We start from the raw sequence: 16224 nt of genomic DNA on the forward strand, positions 1-16224 counted from the left end.
AACGCGGAGACGGACGAAATGACGAATCTGGTAATTGCAGAACACGACAACGCGTCGATCAAGGCCGCGACGCTGAACACGATCGCAGCGGCGCAGAAGATCGGCGGTGACATTCACGTGCTGGTCGCAGGTCATAACGCACAGGCTGCGGCTGACGCGGCAGCGAAGATTGCCGGTGTCTCGAAGGTATTGCTGGCCGACGCGCCGCAACTCGAAGCAGGCCTGGCAGAAAACGTCGAAGCGACGGTGCTGAACATCGCGAAGGACTACACGCACATCCTCGCGCCAGCAACGGCCTACGGCAAGAACATCGCACCGCGAATCGCCGCGAAGCTGGACGTCGCGCAGATCAGCGATATCACGGCAGTAGATAGCGCCGATACGTTCGAGCGCCCGATCTACGCAGGCAATGCTATTGCAACGGTTCAATCTCAAGATCCGATCAAGGTCATCACGGTCCGCTCGACCGGTTTTGACCCAGTCGCGGCAGAAGGCGGCAGCGCCACAGTTGAGAAGATCGAAGCCGCAGCCGACACGGGTCTTTCGCAGTTCGTCAGCCGTGAAGTGACGAAGCTGGACCGTCCGGAACTGACGTCGGCGAAGATCATCGTCTCGGGCGGCCGGGGTCTGGGCAACGGCGAGAACTACACGAAGGTACTCGAACCGCTGGCCGACAAGCTGAACGCGGCGCTCGGTGCATCACGCGCAGCGGTGGACGCAGGCTTCGTGCCGAACGACTATCAGGTCGGCCAGACCGGCAAGATCGTCGCGCCGCAACTGTACGTGGCCGTGGGCATCTCGGGGGCGATCCAGCATCTGGCCGGCATGAAGGACTCGAAGGTCATCGTCGCGATCAACAAGGACCCGGAAGCGCCGATTTTCAGCGTCGCCGATTACGGTCTGGTGGGCGATCTGTTCACGGTCGTACCGGAACTCGTTAGCGAGCTTGGCTAAGCGCCGCAGCGCCGGTTAAAAGGCGTCTGGCAGCACACGAAAGGGCGCGGGACCGATCAAGTCCGGCGCCCTTTTTTTATCGATAGGCAGGAGGAGAACTGAAATGAGCTATACGGCGCCGATCAAGGACATGCTGTTCGTGATGAAAGAGCTGGCCGGTCTCGAAGATATCGCAAAGCTGCCGGGCTTCGAAGATGCGAATCTCGACACGGCGCAAGCCGTGCTCGACGAATCGGCGAAACTGTGTGGCGAAGTGCTGGCCCCGCTGAACGTGGAAGGCGATCGCAATCCGAGCAGCTGGAAGGATGGCGTGGTCACCGCGACGCCCGGTTTCAAGGACGCATTCCGCCAGTTCGGCGAAGGCGGCTGGCAAGGCGTGCAACATCCGCTCGACTATGAAGGCCAGGGCCTGCCCAAGCTGATCGCCACAGCCTGTATCGAGATGCTGAACGCGTCGAACCTGTCGTTCGCGCTGTGCCCGCTGCTTACGGATGGCGCCATCGAGGCGCTGCTCACGGCCGGCAGCGAAGAGCAGAAGCAGACCTACGTGCCCAAGCTGATTTCCGGCGAGTGGACCGGCACGATGAACCTGACCGAGCCGCAAGCCGGCTCCGATCTCGCGCTGGTACGCACGCGCGCGGAGCCGCAAGGCGACGGTTCGTTCAAGCTGTTCGGCACGAAGATTTTCATCACGTGGGGCGAGCACGACATGGCGAAGAACATCGCCCATCTCGTGCTGGCGCGCACGCCGAGTGCACCGGAAGGCGTGAAGGGCATCTCGCTCTTCATCGTGCCGAAGTTTCTTGTCAACGAAGACGGTTCGCTCGGCGAGCGCAACGACGTGCATTGCGTGTCCATCGAACACAAGCTTGGCATCAAGGCGAGCCCAACCGCGGTGCTGCAATTCGGTGACCATGGCGGCGCGATCGGTCATCTGATCGGCGAGGAAAATCGCGGCCTCGAATACATGTTCATCATGATGAACGCAGCGCGTTTTGCGGTGGGCATGCAGGGTGTCGGCGTGTCGGATCGCGCCTATCAGCGGGCTGTCGCCTACGCGAAAGACCGCGTGCAAAGCCGGCCGGTGGATGGTTCCGCGAAGCAGCCGGTGGCGATCATTCAGCACCCGGACGTGCGCCGCATGCTCGCGACGATGCGCGGTCTCACCGAAGCATCACGCGCGTTGGCGTATGTCGCCGCGGCTCACTGCGATATCGCGCATCGTCATCCTGACGAAGCCACGCGCGCTGAACATCAGGCGATCTACGAATATCTCGTGCCGATCGTGAAGGGCTGGAGCACGGAGTTGTCGATCGATGTGACGAGCCTCGGCGTGCAGGTGCACGGCGGCATGGGCTTCATCGAGGAAACGGGCGCCGCGCAGTACTACCGTGACGCGCGCATTCTGCCGATCTACGAAGGCACGACCGCGATCCAGGCGAACGATCTGATCGGCCGTAAGACCGTGCGTGACGGTGGCAAGGTGGCGAAGTCGCTGCTGGCCGGTGTGGCTGAAACGATCGAGGCACTCGGCGCGCAACAAGGCGCTGCGTTCGAATCGATGAAGAAATACCTGGAGCAAGGCCACCGCTCGTTGAGCGCCGTGGTTGATTTTGTCGTGACCAATACGAAGGGCGACCCGAATGCGGTGTTTGCCGGCAGCGTGCCGTATCTGAAGCTGGCGGGCATTGTGCTGGGCGGTTGGCAAATGGCGCGTGCGCTGCTCGTGGCGGCTGAAAAGCGCGACCAGGATCCCTCGTTCTACGGCGCGAAGATCGCGACCGCGCAGTTCTATGCCGAGCATGTGCTGCCGCTGGCTTCGGCGCTGGAAGCGTCGATCGTTAGCGCGAAGGGCGGGGAGGGGGTGCTGGCGTTGTCGGAAGATCAGTTCTGATGGTGTACCTGTCTCGAGCGACGTAGCGAAAGCTCGGTGCGTAAAAAACAAACGGCGCCCTTGTGAGGCGCCGTTTGCTTTTGTCGGGCCGGTCCGTCTGCACGACGAACCGGCTCAACCGCTCGCGAAGCGTAAAGCGTTAAACCTCAAGCATAAGCCGGGCGATGCGCACCGCCGGTCTCGCCAAGATAGCGATGCACCGACAGGTCATCTGCCCTGATCGCCGGCTGCTTGCCTGACATCACGTCGGCCAGCAATTGACCCGAGCCGCACGACATCGTCCAGCCCAGCGTACCGTGACCCGTATTAAGGAACAGGTTTGCCACCGGCGTGCGGCCGACGATCGGCGTGCCATCCGGCGTCATTGGACGCAGACCGGTCCAGAAGGTCGCCTTCGACGTATCGCCGCCGCCCGGGAACAGATCGTTCACGCAGAGTTCCAGCGTTTCGCGGCGCGCCTGACGCAGCGACTTGTCAAAGCCGACGATCTCCGCCATGCCGCCGACGCGAATCCGGTTGTCAAAGCGCGTGATCGCGATCTTGTAGGTCTCGTCGAGCACGGTCGAAATCGGCGCGGACGCTTCGTTGACGATCGGCGCGGTGATCGAATAGCCCTTGAGCGGGTAGACCGGAATCTTCACGAGACCGGACAGGAATTGGGTTGAGTACGAACCCAGCGCCACGACGAACGAATCCGCGCGCACCAGTTCATCGCCGCATTGCACGCCGGCGATGCGCTCGCCCGCCATGGCGAGTGCGTCGATCGGCGTGTTGTAGCGAAACTTGACGCCCAGTTGCTCGGCCAGCGCGGCGAGGCGCGTGGTGAACATCTGGCAGTCGCCGGTTTCGTCGCCCGGCAGGCGCAGGCCGCCCGTCAGCTTGTGAGACACCGCGGCGAGCGCCGGTTCGGCTTGCGCGAGTTCGGCCGGCGACAGCAGTTCATACGGCACGTTGGCTTCCTGCAGCACGGCGATGTCTTTCGCGGCGCCGTCGAACTGCTGTTGCGTGCGGAACACCTGCAGCGTGCCGCCGGTGCGCCCTTCATACTGGATACCGGTTTCGGCGCGCAGCGCCTGCAAACAGTCGCGGCTGTATTCGGCGAGGCGGACCATGCGGCCTTTGTTCACCGCATAACGCGACGACGTGCAGTTCTGCAGCATCTGCCACATCCACTGCAACTGGAATTGCGTGCCGTCGAGGCGGATCGCGAGCGGCGCATGCTTCTGGAACATCCATTTGACGGCCTTCAGCGGCACGCCCGGTGCCGCCCACGGCGACGCGTAGCCTGGCGAGATCTGGCCTGCATTGGCAAAGCTGGTCTCGAGCGCCGGACCCGCCTCGCGGTCGATCACCGTGACTTCATGACCGGCGCGTGCCAGGTAATAAGCACTCGTCACGCCGACGACGCCACTGCCTAAAACGATGACTCGCATAGCTGCTCCAGGATATCTAATAAGCGATCTGAGGGCGGTGCGCTCGTCGATTCGTTGCAAATAGTTCGATTAACGAGGTGTAACGCGGATCGCCCAGTGTTAACCGCTATACTATTAACAGTCGGGTAGGTTTTGTTATTGTATTTTCAGGATTTTCAGCAAAAACACTATGCGTACACAGCGCCAACCGGTCCGGTCCCTCGACAAGCTCGATCACAAGATTCTGCGGCTCCTGCAACAGGACGGCCGGATGGCGATGAAAGACCTCGCCGAACAGGTCGGGCTGTCGGTTACGCCGTGTATCGAGCGCGTCAAGCGGATGGAGCGCGACGGCGTGATCACCGGCTATCACGCACGTGTGAACCCGGCTGAACTGGGCGCGGCGCTGCTGGTGTTTGTCGAGATCACGCTCGATCACAAAAGCGGCAACATGTTCGACCAGTTCCGCCGCGAGGTGCAAAAGATCCCCGAGGTGCTGGAGTGCCACCTCGTATCGGGCGATTTCGACTATCTGATCAAGGCGCGCATCGGCGAGATGGCCGACTATCGCAAGTTGCTGGGGGACATCCTGTTGCAATTGCCCGGCGCGGTGCAGTCGAAGAGCTACGTGGTGATGGAAGAGATCAAGGAAACGCTGACGATTGCAGTTGGCGATTAGTTCGCAAAGGGGTGTCTGGCGGGACTCGACAAACGGCGTAAACACTGTATATTTGTACAGGTGTTTTGCGCCGTTTTTAGTTTCTGCGTACTTCAGCCGTGACAGATTCCGACATCCACTCCGCCAACGAATTTCCGATCGCCCCGCCCGCGCCTCGCAAAGGCCGCGGTGCCGTGACGAATCTACAAGGCCGTTACGAAGTCGACCAACGCGAAGTGGTGGACGACGGCTGGCTTTCGTCGGCGGAAGAAGAGGGCGAGCCCAAGGTCTTACGCACGCAGGTGTTCGAGGAGCGGGCCAAGACGATTCTCACGCGCAACGCGTCGCCTGACATTCCGTTTAGCGTGTCGCTGAATCCGTATCGGGGCTGTGAACACGGCTGTATCTATTGCTTTGCGCGGCCTACGCATAGTTATCTGGGGCTGTCGCCGGGGCTTGATTTCGAAAGCCGTATCTACGCGAAGGTCAATGCGCCGGAGTTGCTCGAGCGCGAGTTGTCGAAGAAGTCCTATGTGCCGGAGCCGATTGCGCTCGGTGTGAATACAGACGCCTGGCAACCCGTTGAGCGAGATTTGCGGCTCACGCGGCGGGTGATCGAAGTGCTCAGTGAACGCGGTCAACCGTTCGCGGCAATCACCAAATCGTCGCTGATCGAACGCGACCTCGATTTGCTCGCCCCCATGGCGGCGCGCGGGCAATTCATGGCTGCGATCACGATCACCACGCTAGATGCGGAGATCGCGCGCACGCTTGAGCCGCGTGCGGCCACGCCGGCGCGTCGCTTGCGCACGATCCGTGCGCTGAGCGAGGCGGGTATTCCGGTTGGCGTCAGCATCGCGCCGGTAATTCCGTTCGTCACCGAACCGGACATGGAGCGCGTGCTGGAAGCCTGTGCGCAGGCCGGCGCGTGCAATGCGAGCTATATCGTGCTGCGCTTGCCGTGGGAAGTCGCGCCGCTGTTCAAGGATTGGCTCGCGGCGCATTTTCCCGATCGGGCCGACCGGGTGATGAGCCGCGTGCGTGATATGCGAGGCGGAAAAGACTACGACTCTTCGTTCTCTACCCGAATGAAGGGCGAAGGCTTGTGGGCGGACCTGCTGAAGCAGCGGTTCCATAAAGCGGTGCGCCGGCTGGGATTAAACCGGCGTGATCGCGGCATTCTTGATATGTCGCACTTTCGTCGAGTCGAGCCGGTGCGGGCTGAACCGCCGCCGCGCAACGATCCGCAGTTGGATCTCTTTTAGCGCGGCGCGCGGAAGATCATTGCGACAGCGCTTTGGCGGCCTGGACCTGACCTTCGAAGTAGGTCTGGAAGGAGATCGCGAGGCCTGTCATCAGCAGGAATGCGCCGAGCAGCAGCGAAAAGATCACGATAAAAATGACCGTCCAGCCAGAGCGGCTTTTGCGTTGGGTTTGCGCATTGAACTGCGCGTCCCATTTTTCGTCCGGACGCAGACCATAAACGATCGCGGCCAGAAAGGCGGAGAGCAGCGAAACGGCGCCGAAAAAAGCGAGTACCCAGCCGAGCATCGAAGCCCGCTCGCTTGCCACCACCAGCATGGCGCCCGGGATCCCGATCAGCGTGCCTAGCAGATGAGCCCAGCCGTAAATGTCGCGCGTGCCGTACAGATAGAAGCGGTGGGCGCCAAGGCTGCCGAAGAAGAACGCCAGCGCGGCGGTAATCGTCTTGGATCTGAAACGCTGAGAAGTCGAGGCAAGGGTGGACATGTAGGCGAGAGCAGAGTGACAAGCGGTCGAAAGGGCGGCGCGCCGGTGGGCACGGACCGACGCGCATTCTACGCCACGCGGCGTGGTGCCACTCGCGCGGCAGATGACTGCGCCGATGGTGTGGCTGATTTGTGGGCGCCGCGGGTCACGCGGCGTGCGACCCTCACGGAAGTGCGCGTGATTTGTACGCGCGGGTCACGCAGTGCGCAGATGCTTCGATGGCGCGGGTGGCTGATCGCGCTACGGGTTTGACGGGCGGCCTGAGCTCATGGCCGCGTGGCGGCCAAGTCTCGGCCACGGTTACGGCGCTGAGTAGGTAACGCGATAGACCGCGCCGGCGTAGTCGTCGCTGATTAGCAGTGAGCCGTCAGGCATCGGTTGTACGTCGGCTGGCCGGCCCCACATCGTTTCGTCCGGCTGGAGCCAGCCTTCGGCAAAGACTTCCTGATGCGCATTGCTGCCGTCCGGATTGGTGATCACCCGCACGACCCGGTAGCCGGCCTTCTTGCTGCGATTCCATGAACCGTGTTCGGCGATAAAAATATTGTCTCGATAGGCGGCCGGAAACATCGAGCCGCTGTAAAAACGCATGCCGAGCGAGGCCACGTGCGCACCGAGTTTGACAACCGGCGGCGTGAAGGCGCTGCACGGATGATCTTTGCCGAATTCGGGGTCGGGCGTGTCGCCGCCGTGGCAGTACGGAAAGCCGAAGTCCATGCCGGCGCGTGGCGCGCGGTTGAGTTTGTCGTCCGGTACATCGTCGCCCAGCAAGTCGCGGCCGTTGTCGGTGAACCACAGGTCATGGGTTGTCGGATGCCATGCGAAGCCGACCGTGTTGCGAATGCCGCGTGCGACGACTTCATAATGACTGCCGTCGGGGTCCATACGACCAATCAGCCCGAAGCGATCGCGGTCTTTCAGGCAGACGTTGCAGGGCGCGCCTTGCGGCACGTACAGTTTGCCGTCCGGCCCGAACGCGATGAATTTCCAGCCGTGATGCGTCTCAGTGGGCAGTTTGTCGGTGACGACCACCGGCTTGGGTGGGTCGCTCAAATGGGTGTCGATCGCGTCGAAGCGTAGAATCCTCGACACTGCGGACACATACAGCGTGCCATCGCGCCACGCCACGCCGGCCGGCGTTTCCAGCCCCGAGGCGATCACATGGCGTGCGGTCACGCGCCCATTTTGCAATTCAAGCGCGTAGACGTGGCCGTCGAGGCTGCCTACGTAGAGAATGCCCTTTGGCGAGAGCGCCATGGCCCGGGCACTCGGCACCGCGTCCGATAGGACCTCGATATGGAAGCCGGGCGGCAGTTTGATGCGCTCGATCGGCAACGCGGCCAGCGCCGGCATGGCCGCGGCGGCGAGCAACAGAGCTGCGCCCGCTCGCAGAGCTTGAGCGCGGACAGTGCTCGAAAGCCCAGCAGGCAGCAGAAAAGGCAGAAAAGCGGCAATCCGCCGAAAGACGGTGAATGAAGCGAAGCAAAACACAGGCGGCGGCGGGAGTTTCACGGGCGCTCCATCAGGTAATTCGGGCGTTTCGGCGTGGTCCAAGGGCCTTGCCCGGATGGCCGGGGCAACCCGGCCTGTCAGTTTATCCCGGTAAGTGTTTGTTATGGCGTCGGTTTCCCGCTATAATCGCGTGTTTCAGTCGTTCCGAACCCCGGTTTTCAAGGATTCTAGTATGGTCATCATCCGCTTGGCTCGTGGCGGCTCCAAGAAGCGCCCGTTCTACAACATCGTCGCAACCGATTCGCGTAACCGTCGTGACGGCCGCTTCATCGAACGCGTTGGCTTCTACAACCCGGTCGCTACGAAGGGTGAGTCGCTGCGTATCGCTCAAGACCGCCTGACGTACTGGCAAGGCGTTGGCGCACAACTGTCGCCGACCGTCGAGCGTCTCGTGAAAGAAGCGCAAAAGGCGCAGCCGGCTGCTTAATGGTGGCTAGCATGCGTATCGTCGTCGGTTCGGCCGGCGGCTCGCGCAGCTTGCGTGAGCAGTCCGATGCGCGAGTTTTGCTGAAGCAGGCGTCGAAGTTGGCAGCGAGGTTCCGTTATGTCTGAACGTGATTCCGGCAATCCAGGTAGCGTGAAGGCAAAAGCGGCGTCCGCGCGCGCGAAGACGTCTGGTCAGGCCCCGTTCGGGGCATTCGTCCGCAAGCCGGTCGAAGCAGCCGAAGGCAAGGCGAAAGCCAAAGTTGCAAACGCCGCTTCCAGTGCAGCAGAAATGCGAGTGGAAACGGTGGAAAGCTGGCCGGCCGATGCGGTCGAGGTCGGCGCAATCGTCGACGCTTACGGCCTCAAAGGCTGGGTCAAGGTAGCCGCGCATGCGGATTCCGGGCACGGCGGCGACGCATTGCTAAGCGCGAAGCGCTGGTGGTTGCTGAAAGGCCACGAGCGCAAGTCGGCGCCGTCATTACAGGCTAAAACGCATAGCGACAGTATCGTTGCCCAGTTGGACGGCGTCGCTGACCGCGATGTGGCACTGGCACTGCGCGGTACCCGCGTTTATATCAGCCGCAGTGAATTTCCGGTCCTCGAGGCCGACGAATTCTACTGGGTCGACCTGCTCGGCCTGGATGTGGTGAACGTTGCCGGGGTCAATCTCGGCAAGGTCGCAGACATGATCGACAACGGTGCGCACTCGGTGTTGCGCATCGAATACCCGGATACCGACAAAAGCGGTAAGCCGGTCACCGGTGAACGTTTGATCCCGTTCGTCGGCGTCTTTGTCAAAACGGTGGATCAGGCGGCGAAGCAGATCATCGTCGACTGGGAAGCCGATTATTAAATAACTCGCTGACTGGAGAGAGCGATGCAGTTCGATGTCGTGACGCTCTTTCCTGACATGTTTCGTGCGCTGACCGACTGGGGTATCACCAGCCGTGCGGCGAAGCAGGAGCGCTACGGGTTGCGCACGTGGAATCCACGCGATTTCACAACGGACAATTACCGCACAATCGACGATCGCCCCTACGGCGGCGGCCCCGGCATGGTCATGCTGGCCAAGCCCCTGGAAGACGCGATCGGCGCGGCGAAAGCGGCGCAGGCAGCGCAGGGTATTGAGGCGTCGCGCGTCGTGATGATGTCACCGCAAGGTGCTACGTTGAATCACGACCGTGTCATGCAGTTCGCGGCCGAACCTGGTCTGATCCTGTTGTGCGGGCGCTATGAAGCGATCGATCAGCGTTTGCTCGACCGTGTCGTCGACGAAGAAGTCAGTCTTGGCGACTTCGTTCTGTCCGGCGGCGAATTGCCGGCAATGGCGCTGATGGACGCCGTGGTGCGCCAGTTGCCCGGCGTGCTGAACGACTCGCAATCGGCGGTGCAGGACAGTTTCGTCGAGGTGCTGCTGGATTGTCCGCATTACACGCGTCCGGAGGAATACAGCGGCGTGCGTGTGCCTGATGTGCTGCTTGGCGGCCATCATGCAGAGATCGTTGCATGGCGTCGGCGTGAGGCCTTGCGCAATACGTTGAACAAACGGCCCGATCTGATCGTGAAGGCCAGAAAGAACAAGATGTTGAGCCGTGCCGACGAGGCATGGCTTACGAGTCTCGCGAAGGAAGAGTCGTAGGCGTAGCCTCAATCTTTCGAGCGGACATAGGCGGTGCCGCACATGCGTGTACGGCGCCAGATGTGAACCCATCCTCTATCGGGGCCGTAGCCGAGCATTTTCTGCAAGGCAGGTACGAACGCCGACAAGATGGAACTAGGAGTCAGTAATGAATCTGATTGCAATACTCGAGCAGGAAGAAATCGGCCGCGCCCTCGGCGAGAAGACCATCCCCGAATTCGCCCCCGGCGATACGGTGATCGTCAGCGTGAACGTGGTTGAAGGTACGCGTAAGCGTGTTCAGGCTTACGAAGGCGTCGTGATCGCCAAGCGTAACCGTGGTCTGAATTCGTCGTTCATCGTCCGCAAGATTTCGTCGGGCGAAGGCGTCGAGCGTACGTTCCAGACGTACTCGCCGCTGCTGGCAAGCATCGTTGTGAAGCGTCGTGGCGATGTGCGCCGTGCCAAGCTGTACTACCTGCGTGACCGTTCGGGCAAGTCGGCTCGGATCAAGGAAAAGCTGGTCGCGAAGAAAGACCGCGCTGCTCCGGAAGCGTAAAAGCTGTAAGAAAAAGCACCCCTCGCGGGTGCTTTTTTGTTTGCCAGGTCAAAATAGCGGCATGTCCTTATCCGCTTTTTCTGAGAGACCCGTTGATCCGCCCCGTCTTTGAGCCCGAAACTTTGCCCGTCGAAGCGACCGGCGCCGATTTGCCACCCGTTGCCGCAGGGCGTCTGACGCCCGATGGTCTGCGTGGGCGTTTCGAGCAGCGCCTAAGCTGGACGCCGGAACCGATTGTCGAAGCGCCCTGGCGTGACACGCACGTCGATCCGCGCGTTGCTGCTGTGTTGGTGCCGCTGGTGGTGCGTGAGAAAGGCCTCACCGTGCTGCTGACCCAACGTGCCGACCATCTGAACGACCACGCCGGCCAGGTGAGCTTTCCCGGCGGTCGCCATGAACCGTTCGACGCGGACGCGACTGCCACGGCATTGCGCGAGGCGCAGGAAGAAGTCGGTCTCGATCCGTCGCGCGTTGAAATTCTCGGTGCGCTGCCCGACTATCTGACGGGCACTGGTTTTCGCGTGACGCCTGTGATCGGTCTCGTGCATCCGCCATTCACGTTGAAAGCGGACGCACTCGAAGTTGCCGAAGTTTTCGAAGTGCCACTCGCTTTTCTGATGGATCCCGCGCATCACGAAGAGCGCGTGTTTCGTTACGAAGGCGGCGAGCGCCGCTTCTTCGCCATGCCCTATCCGCGAGCGGCATCGGCGGAAGCTGAAGGTCGCGGGAGCCCGGCAGGCGGCCATTATTTCATCTGGGGCGCAACGGCCGCGATGCTGCGCAACTTCTATCGCTTTTTAGCGGCGTGAGCTAGCGCGAACTATCGGACTGTGCAGTTGTCGGGTGTTTGTCAACGTCTCCGCTCAGCCGCATCCGACCCTGTGCTATCGTTATAAAACAATCGTAAAACTCGAAAAGCACGGCGCATCGCATGACTTTTTTCTCCGTATTGCTGGCTCTGATTATTGAACAGGTCCGCGCGCTGTCGCTGAACAATCCGGTGGCGGCATTGCTTCAATACCATGCGGAGTCGGCGGCGCACGGATTCGATGCCGGCAAGCCCAAGCATGGTCTGCTTGCGTGGCTCGTGGTGGTGGTGCCGTGGACGCTGGCTGTCGCGCTCGTCTACTACGTGCTCTATCACATTCACTTTGCGCTGGCCTTCCTGTGGAACGTTGCGGTGCTGTACTTCACGCTCGGTTTCCGCCAATTCAGTCATTACTTCACCGACATTCACCTGGCGTTGAACAATGACGATGTGCCGCGCGCGCGTGAAATCCTGAATGAGTGGACCGGGCTCGACACCGTCGACATGCCGGTCAGCGAGATCGTGCGTCATACGCTGATTCACGCGGTGGTCGCCTCGCATCGGCACGTGTTCGGCGTGTTTTTCTGGTTCCTGATTCCGGTCGGGCCCGCTGGCGCGGTGCTGTATCGGATTGCCGAGTATCTGGCGCGTGCGTGGGCTCGCCCGGTCGACGATCGCACTGCGGCGTTTTCGAGCTTCGCGCAGCGCGCTTTCTTCGTGATCGACTGGGTGCCGGCGCGGCTCACGTCGCTTGGGTTTGCGATCGTTGGTAATTTCGAAGACGCGATTTATGCGTGGCGCAACCACGCGCGTCAGTGGCCGGATGCGAACGACGGGGTGTTGCTGGCCGCGGGCAGTGGGGCGCTCGGTGCGCGTCTGAGTGGGCCGCTTGCCGAACCGTCGAGCCTCGACGCGTTGGCGACCGGCGACGGCGGTCCGATGCAGGTCGGCGACGACTGCACGCCGCGCACGCTGCAATCGGCAGTGGGTCTGGTGTGGCGCGCGGTGGTGCTGTGGATGATTCTGTTGTTGATGCTGACGATTGCCGTCTGGCTCGCTTGAAGCGATGCGAAGCTAATGCAGGGCAGAGAAGCCGGGCAAATGTCCGGCTTTTTTATTGCCTGCGGCGCACCGGTTGTACCGTTCACATTGCCTGCATCTGAAGCGCTTCATCCTCGATCAACCAGGCCACGGCAACCACGCAACCACGCCAACCCCCGCAACCACGCGACTCACTTCCAGCGCACCAGCAACCGCCCAACCACAACGCCGCCAGGCACATCACCCATCCAACGGATCACGCGCCGTCCCACACTGCCAGCACACCGTGAACTGCGCTTCAAGCGTCTCTCCGCACTGGCGGCATTGCCATGAAGGCGAACCTGCGGCGGGACCCTGCGAAGCCGCATCGATCAGGCGCCGCGCCATCACTTCATCCCGCTCATCGACAAGCCACAACTCAGGCGCGCACTGATCCGCCGGAATATCCCCAAGCGCGCCGTTCAGATACCGGTTATGCAATTCGCAAGCAATGCCCGCCGTCGCCAGCACATTGACCCAATGCTGTCCGATGATCAGATTAGGCGCGCGCATCAATTTCATCGTGAATCCATGGTTTGACAGCGGCGCGCGTCAGCGCACGATCTGGCTGGCTTCGTGCACCAGTTGCGCATACAGCGCATGCCGTTCGCGCCGGACACGTCCATCGGCGACTGCTTCGAGAATCGCGCAGCCCGGCTCCTGCAAGTGATGGCAGTTGTAGAAGCGGCAATTCGGCAGCAGTGGCCGGAACTCGGGAAACGCGCGTTCCAGCCGGCCTTCGGTCAGATGGTGCAGACCGAATTCCTGGAAGCCCGGCGAATCGATCAACGCACCGCCGTCGTTACCGGGCAGAGGATAGAGACGTGTGAAGGTCGTGGTATGACGGCCGCTGTTCAACGCGGTCGAGATTTCGCGCGTGGCGACTTCGGCATTCGGAATCAGCAGATTCACCAACGTCGATTTGCCCATGCCCGACTGGCCGAGCAGGAGCGTCGAGTGACCGTGCAGATGTTCGGTCAACGCAGCACGCGCGGCGTCCGGCTGCTTCGTGATCGACACTTCGACCACGGTGTAACCCAGCGCGCGATACGATTCGAGCCGCCTGCGCGCGCCTTCCAGCGCGCCGGTCACGTCGATCTTGTTCAGCACGACCAGCGGCTTCAACTCGTTCGCCTCGGCGGCGACCAGCGCGCGACCCAGCAGGTCTTCACTGAAGTGCGGTTCTGTGGCCAACACGATCAGCAACTGATCGAGATTGGCCGCAAACAGCTTCGATTTGTACTGATCCGAGCGATACAGCAGATTGCGCCGTTCGCCAATCTCGACGATCACGCCTTGATCCGCCGAAGTCGGCTCGTAAATCACGCGATCGCCCACGGCCACTTCGCTGCGCTTGCCGCGCGGGAAGCACTGGAGCATCGGGCTGCCGTCTTCCGGTGCGACCAGGTAATGCCGCCCATGAGCGGCGATCACAAGGCCGCCTACGCGCGTGCTCGACGGCGCGCGCGGCGCTTTCGGGGAGCGGCTCATGCGTGCCGCAGCAGGCGGTCGATCCGCTGCGACGCCGGCGGATGCGAATAGTAGAACGCGGTGTAGAGCGGATCGGGCGTCAGGGTCGACGCGTTGTCTTCATACAGCTTGACGAGCGCATTGACCAGGTCTTGCGCGTCGGTTTGCGTGGCGGCGAAGGCATCGGCTTCGAACTCGTGTTTGCGCGAGCTGAGGCTGCCGAACGGCGTCACGAAGAACAGGAACACCGGCAGCGCGAGAAAGAACAGCACCAGCGCAAGGCCGCTATTGCCGCCGATCAGCGACGGCCGCACGCCGAGTCCTTCGTAGAACCACACGCATTGCGTCAGCCATCCGAGCAGGGCGAGCATCGCGAGGCTGATCGCGAACATGACGACCATCCGCTTGATCACGTGACGACGCTTGAAGTGACCGAGTTCGTGTGCGAGCACCGCTTCGATCTCGTTGCCCGACAGGCGCGCGAGCAGCGTGTCGAAGAACACGATCCGCTTGGCCGCGCCGAAGCCGGTGAAATACGCGTTGCCGTGCGCCGAACGGCGGCTGCCGTCCATCACGAACAGGCCCTTGGCGGCGAAACCGCAGCGCTGCATCAGCGCTTCGATGCGGCTTTTTAGTGCTTCGTCCTTGAGCGGTTCGAACTTGTTGAAGAGCGGCGCGATAAACGACGGATACAGCACCAGCACGAGCATCTGGAACGCGACCCAGACGACCCACGTCCACAGCCACCACAAGTTGCCGGCCTGGTTCATCAGCCACAGCACGACGAACAGTAGCGGCAGGCCAAATGCGGCGCCCAGCAGCACGCCCTTGAGACGGTCGAGGAAGAAGATGCCCTTGCTCATCCGGTTGAAGCCAAAGCGTTGCTCGACGACGAACTGACGGTAGTACTCGAACGGCAGATCGATCACGCTGGTGATCGCGATCACCGCCGCGACCAGCGCGATCTGGCCGGCGTAGCCGCGGCCGAGCCAGTCGGAGATCGCCAGATCGAGCGCCTGCACGCCGCCCAGCAGCGTCAGCCCGATCAGCACGGCGGCGCCGACGACGATCTCGATCATCGTCAGCCGCGTGCGTTCGACGGTGTAGTCCGCGGCGCGCTGGTGCGCGGTGAGCGCGATGGTGCCGGCAAACTGGCTCGGCACCTGCTCGCGATGGCCGGCGACGAAGCGGATCTGCCGCGACGCGAGCCACAGCTTGGTGCCGACCATCGCCACGACGGCGACGACGAACAGAACAGTGAAGTACAGGGTAGGCATCCGGGGATTCCGTGGTATCTATGCGAGAATTATATGTTTCTTCCCGCCTCGCGGCGGGGGATAAGCCGAAACCCGGCCAAACCGGCTCAAACCAATCTCATACGAACAATCGCCGCGGCAAGCGTGCTTCCAGCGAAGCCATTTGCGCGGCCCTCAGGGTTGCCTTCATGACTGACATCCTCGCTTCCACCGACCAGCCGCCGCTCGTGCGCAGCGACATGAATCTCGTCTGGCTGGACATGGAAATGACCGGCCTCGAGCCGGACACCGACCGCATCATCGAAATCGCGGTGGTGGTGACGAATTCGACGCTCGACAGGATGGTCGAAGGGCCGGTGCTGGCGATTCATCAGAGCGATGAGACGCTCGCCAAAATGGATCAGTGGAATCAGAACACGCATGGCCGCTCGGGCCTGATCGACCGTGTGAAGGCGTCGACGGTGAGCGAAGCCGACGCCACCGAACAGATTCGCGACTTTCTCGCGCAATACGTGCCGCCCGGCAAATCGCCGATGTGCGGCAACTCGATCTGCCAGGATCGCCGCTTCATGGCGCGCTGGATGCCGGATCTGGAACGCTTCTTCCATTACCGCAATCTCGACGTCAGCACGCTAAAGGAATTGTGCCGCCGCTGGCAGCCGACGATCTACAAGGGTTTCCAGAAACGCGCGTTGCATACGGCGCTGGCGGATATCCATGAATCGATCGACGAACTCAAGTACTACCGCGAGCACTTCCTGATTCCGGCAGCTTCTGAATCGCCGGCTGCGGAGTAACGCAGCCGCGGATTCGGAGCCGCTGACGCGG

General features: G+C 61.8%; 17 protein-coding genes. 11 read left to right on the top strand and 6 right to left on the bottom strand.

The window, feature by feature from the left end:
• Positions 1-18: 18 nt before the first annotated feature.
• Complete coding sequence (locus tag PQR53_RS16025; RefSeq protein WP_408455456.1) at positions 19-954, top strand: electron transfer flavoprotein subunit alpha/FixB family protein; 936 nt, start codon at positions 19-21, stop codon at positions 952-954.
• Between the two features lie 103 nt (positions 955-1057).
• Positions 1058-2848, top strand: a complete 1791-nt coding sequence (locus tag PQR53_RS16030; protein WP_408455458.1) for an acyl-CoA dehydrogenase — start codon at positions 1058-1060, stop codon at positions 2846-2848.
• Positions 2849-2994: 146 nt separating this feature from the next.
• Here the strand turns inward: PQR53_RS16030 and PQR53_RS16035 are convergent, their stop codons facing one another.
• Complete coding sequence (locus PQR53_RS16035) at positions 2995-4281, bottom strand: D-amino acid dehydrogenase (RefSeq protein ID WP_408455460.1); 1287 nt, start codon at positions 4279-4281, stop codon at positions 2995-2997.
• Positions 4282-4450: 169 nt separating this feature from the next.
• Between PQR53_RS16035 and PQR53_RS16040 the strand changes: the two genes are divergently transcribed.
• Both PQR53_RS16040 and PQR53_RS16045 read left to right on the top strand, forming a co-directional pair.
• Positions 4451-4939: an Lrp/AsnC ligand binding domain-containing protein gene (locus PQR53_RS16040; RefSeq protein WP_035547518.1), complete on the top strand. Its 489-nt coding sequence runs from the start codon at positions 4451-4453 to the stop codon at positions 4937-4939.
• A gap of 98 nt (positions 4940-5037) precedes the next feature.
• The gene (locus PQR53_RS16045) at positions 5038-6183 is read left to right on the top strand and encodes a PA0069 family radical SAM protein (RefSeq protein ID WP_408455462.1); all 1146 of its coding nucleotides are present in this window, start codon (positions 5038-5040) and stop codon (positions 6181-6183) included.
• A 16-nt stretch (positions 6184-6199) separates the two neighbouring features.
• On the opposite strand, the gene PQR53_RS16050 is transcribed toward PQR53_RS16045, so the two are convergent.
• On the bottom strand, positions 6200-6667 hold the full coding sequence (locus PQR53_RS16050; protein WP_408455464.1) for an NINE protein: 468 nt from the start codon (positions 6665-6667) through the stop codon (positions 6200-6202).
• Positions 6668-6967: 300 nt separating this feature from the next.
• Positions 6968-8179: a PQQ-dependent sugar dehydrogenase gene (locus tag PQR53_RS16055; RefSeq protein ID WP_408455467.1), complete on the bottom strand. Its 1212-nt coding sequence runs from the start codon at positions 8177-8179 to the stop codon at positions 6968-6970.
• Positions 8180-8351: 172 nt separating this feature from the next.
• Here PQR53_RS16055 and rpsP point away from each other — a divergent pair, with 172 nt between their 5' ends.
• The 6 genes from rpsP to PQR53_RS16085 all read left to right on the top strand — a co-directional run bounded on the left by rpsP (position 8352) and on the right by PQR53_RS16085 (position 12652).
• On the top strand, positions 8352-8606 hold the full coding sequence (gene rpsP / locus PQR53_RS16060; protein ID WP_006050280.1) for a 30S ribosomal protein S16: 255 nt from the start codon (positions 8352-8354) through the stop codon (positions 8604-8606).
• Positions 8607-8723: 117 nt separating this feature from the next.
• A complete protein-coding gene (rimM, locus tag PQR53_RS16065; RefSeq protein WP_408455470.1) occupies positions 8724-9458 on the top strand; it encodes a ribosome maturation factor RimM in 735 nt (244 codons plus the stop codon).
• Positions 9459-9482: 24 nt separating this feature from the next.
• Positions 9483-10244, top strand: a complete 762-nt coding sequence (gene trmD / locus PQR53_RS16070) for a tRNA (guanosine(37)-N1)-methyltransferase TrmD (protein ID WP_408455472.1) — start codon at positions 9483-9485, stop codon at positions 10242-10244.
• Positions 10245-10392: 148 nt separating this feature from the next.
• Positions 10393-10782 (top strand): 50S ribosomal protein L19, encoded by a 390-nt coding sequence (rplS, locus tag PQR53_RS16075; protein ID WP_012433948.1) that lies wholly within the window; start codon positions 10393-10395, stop codon positions 10780-10782.
• A 92-nt stretch (positions 10783-10874) separates the two neighbouring features.
• Positions 10875-11591 (top strand): CoA pyrophosphatase, encoded by a 717-nt coding sequence (locus tag PQR53_RS16080; RefSeq protein WP_408455474.1) that lies wholly within the window; start codon positions 10875-10877, stop codon positions 11589-11591.
• 122 nt (positions 11592-11713) lie between these two features.
• On the top strand, positions 11714-12652 hold the full coding sequence (locus PQR53_RS16085) for a CobD/CbiB family protein (RefSeq protein WP_179733528.1): 939 nt from the start codon (positions 11714-11716) through the stop codon (positions 12650-12652).
• A gap of 219 nt (positions 12653-12871) precedes the next feature.
• On the opposite strand, the gene PQR53_RS16090 is transcribed toward PQR53_RS16085, so the two are convergent.
• Genes PQR53_RS16090 through PQR53_RS16100 form a run of 3 tightly spaced genes read right to left on the bottom strand, consistent with a single transcriptional unit; the run spans position 12872 to position 15417 of the window.
• Positions 12872-13192, bottom strand: a complete 321-nt coding sequence (locus PQR53_RS16090) for a putative signal transducing protein (protein WP_408455476.1) — start codon at positions 13190-13192, stop codon at positions 12872-12874.
• 30 nt (positions 13193-13222) lie between these two features.
• On the bottom strand, positions 13223-14161 hold the full coding sequence (rsgA, locus tag PQR53_RS16095) for a ribosome small subunit-dependent GTPase A (protein ID WP_408455479.1): 939 nt from the start codon (positions 14159-14161) through the stop codon (positions 13223-13225).
• Positions 14158-15417 (bottom strand): M48 family metallopeptidase, encoded by a 1260-nt coding sequence (locus PQR53_RS16100; protein WP_408455481.1) that lies wholly within the window; start codon positions 15415-15417, stop codon positions 14158-14160. The genes rsgA and PQR53_RS16100 overlap by 4 nt, the downstream gene beginning before the upstream one ends.
• A 167-nt stretch (positions 15418-15584) precedes the next feature.
• Here PQR53_RS16100 and orn point away from each other — a divergent pair, with 167 nt between their 5' ends.
• Positions 15585-16193, top strand: a complete 609-nt coding sequence (gene orn / locus PQR53_RS16105) for an oligoribonuclease (protein ID WP_408455483.1) — start codon at positions 15585-15587, stop codon at positions 16191-16193.
• Positions 16194-16224 lie beyond the last annotated feature (31 nt).

Origin of the sequence: Paraburkholderia fungorum, from assembly GCF_046027605.1 — a bacterium.
Taxonomy (GTDB): Bacteria; Pseudomonadota; Gammaproteobacteria; order Burkholderiales; family Burkholderiaceae; genus Paraburkholderia; species Paraburkholderia fungorum_F.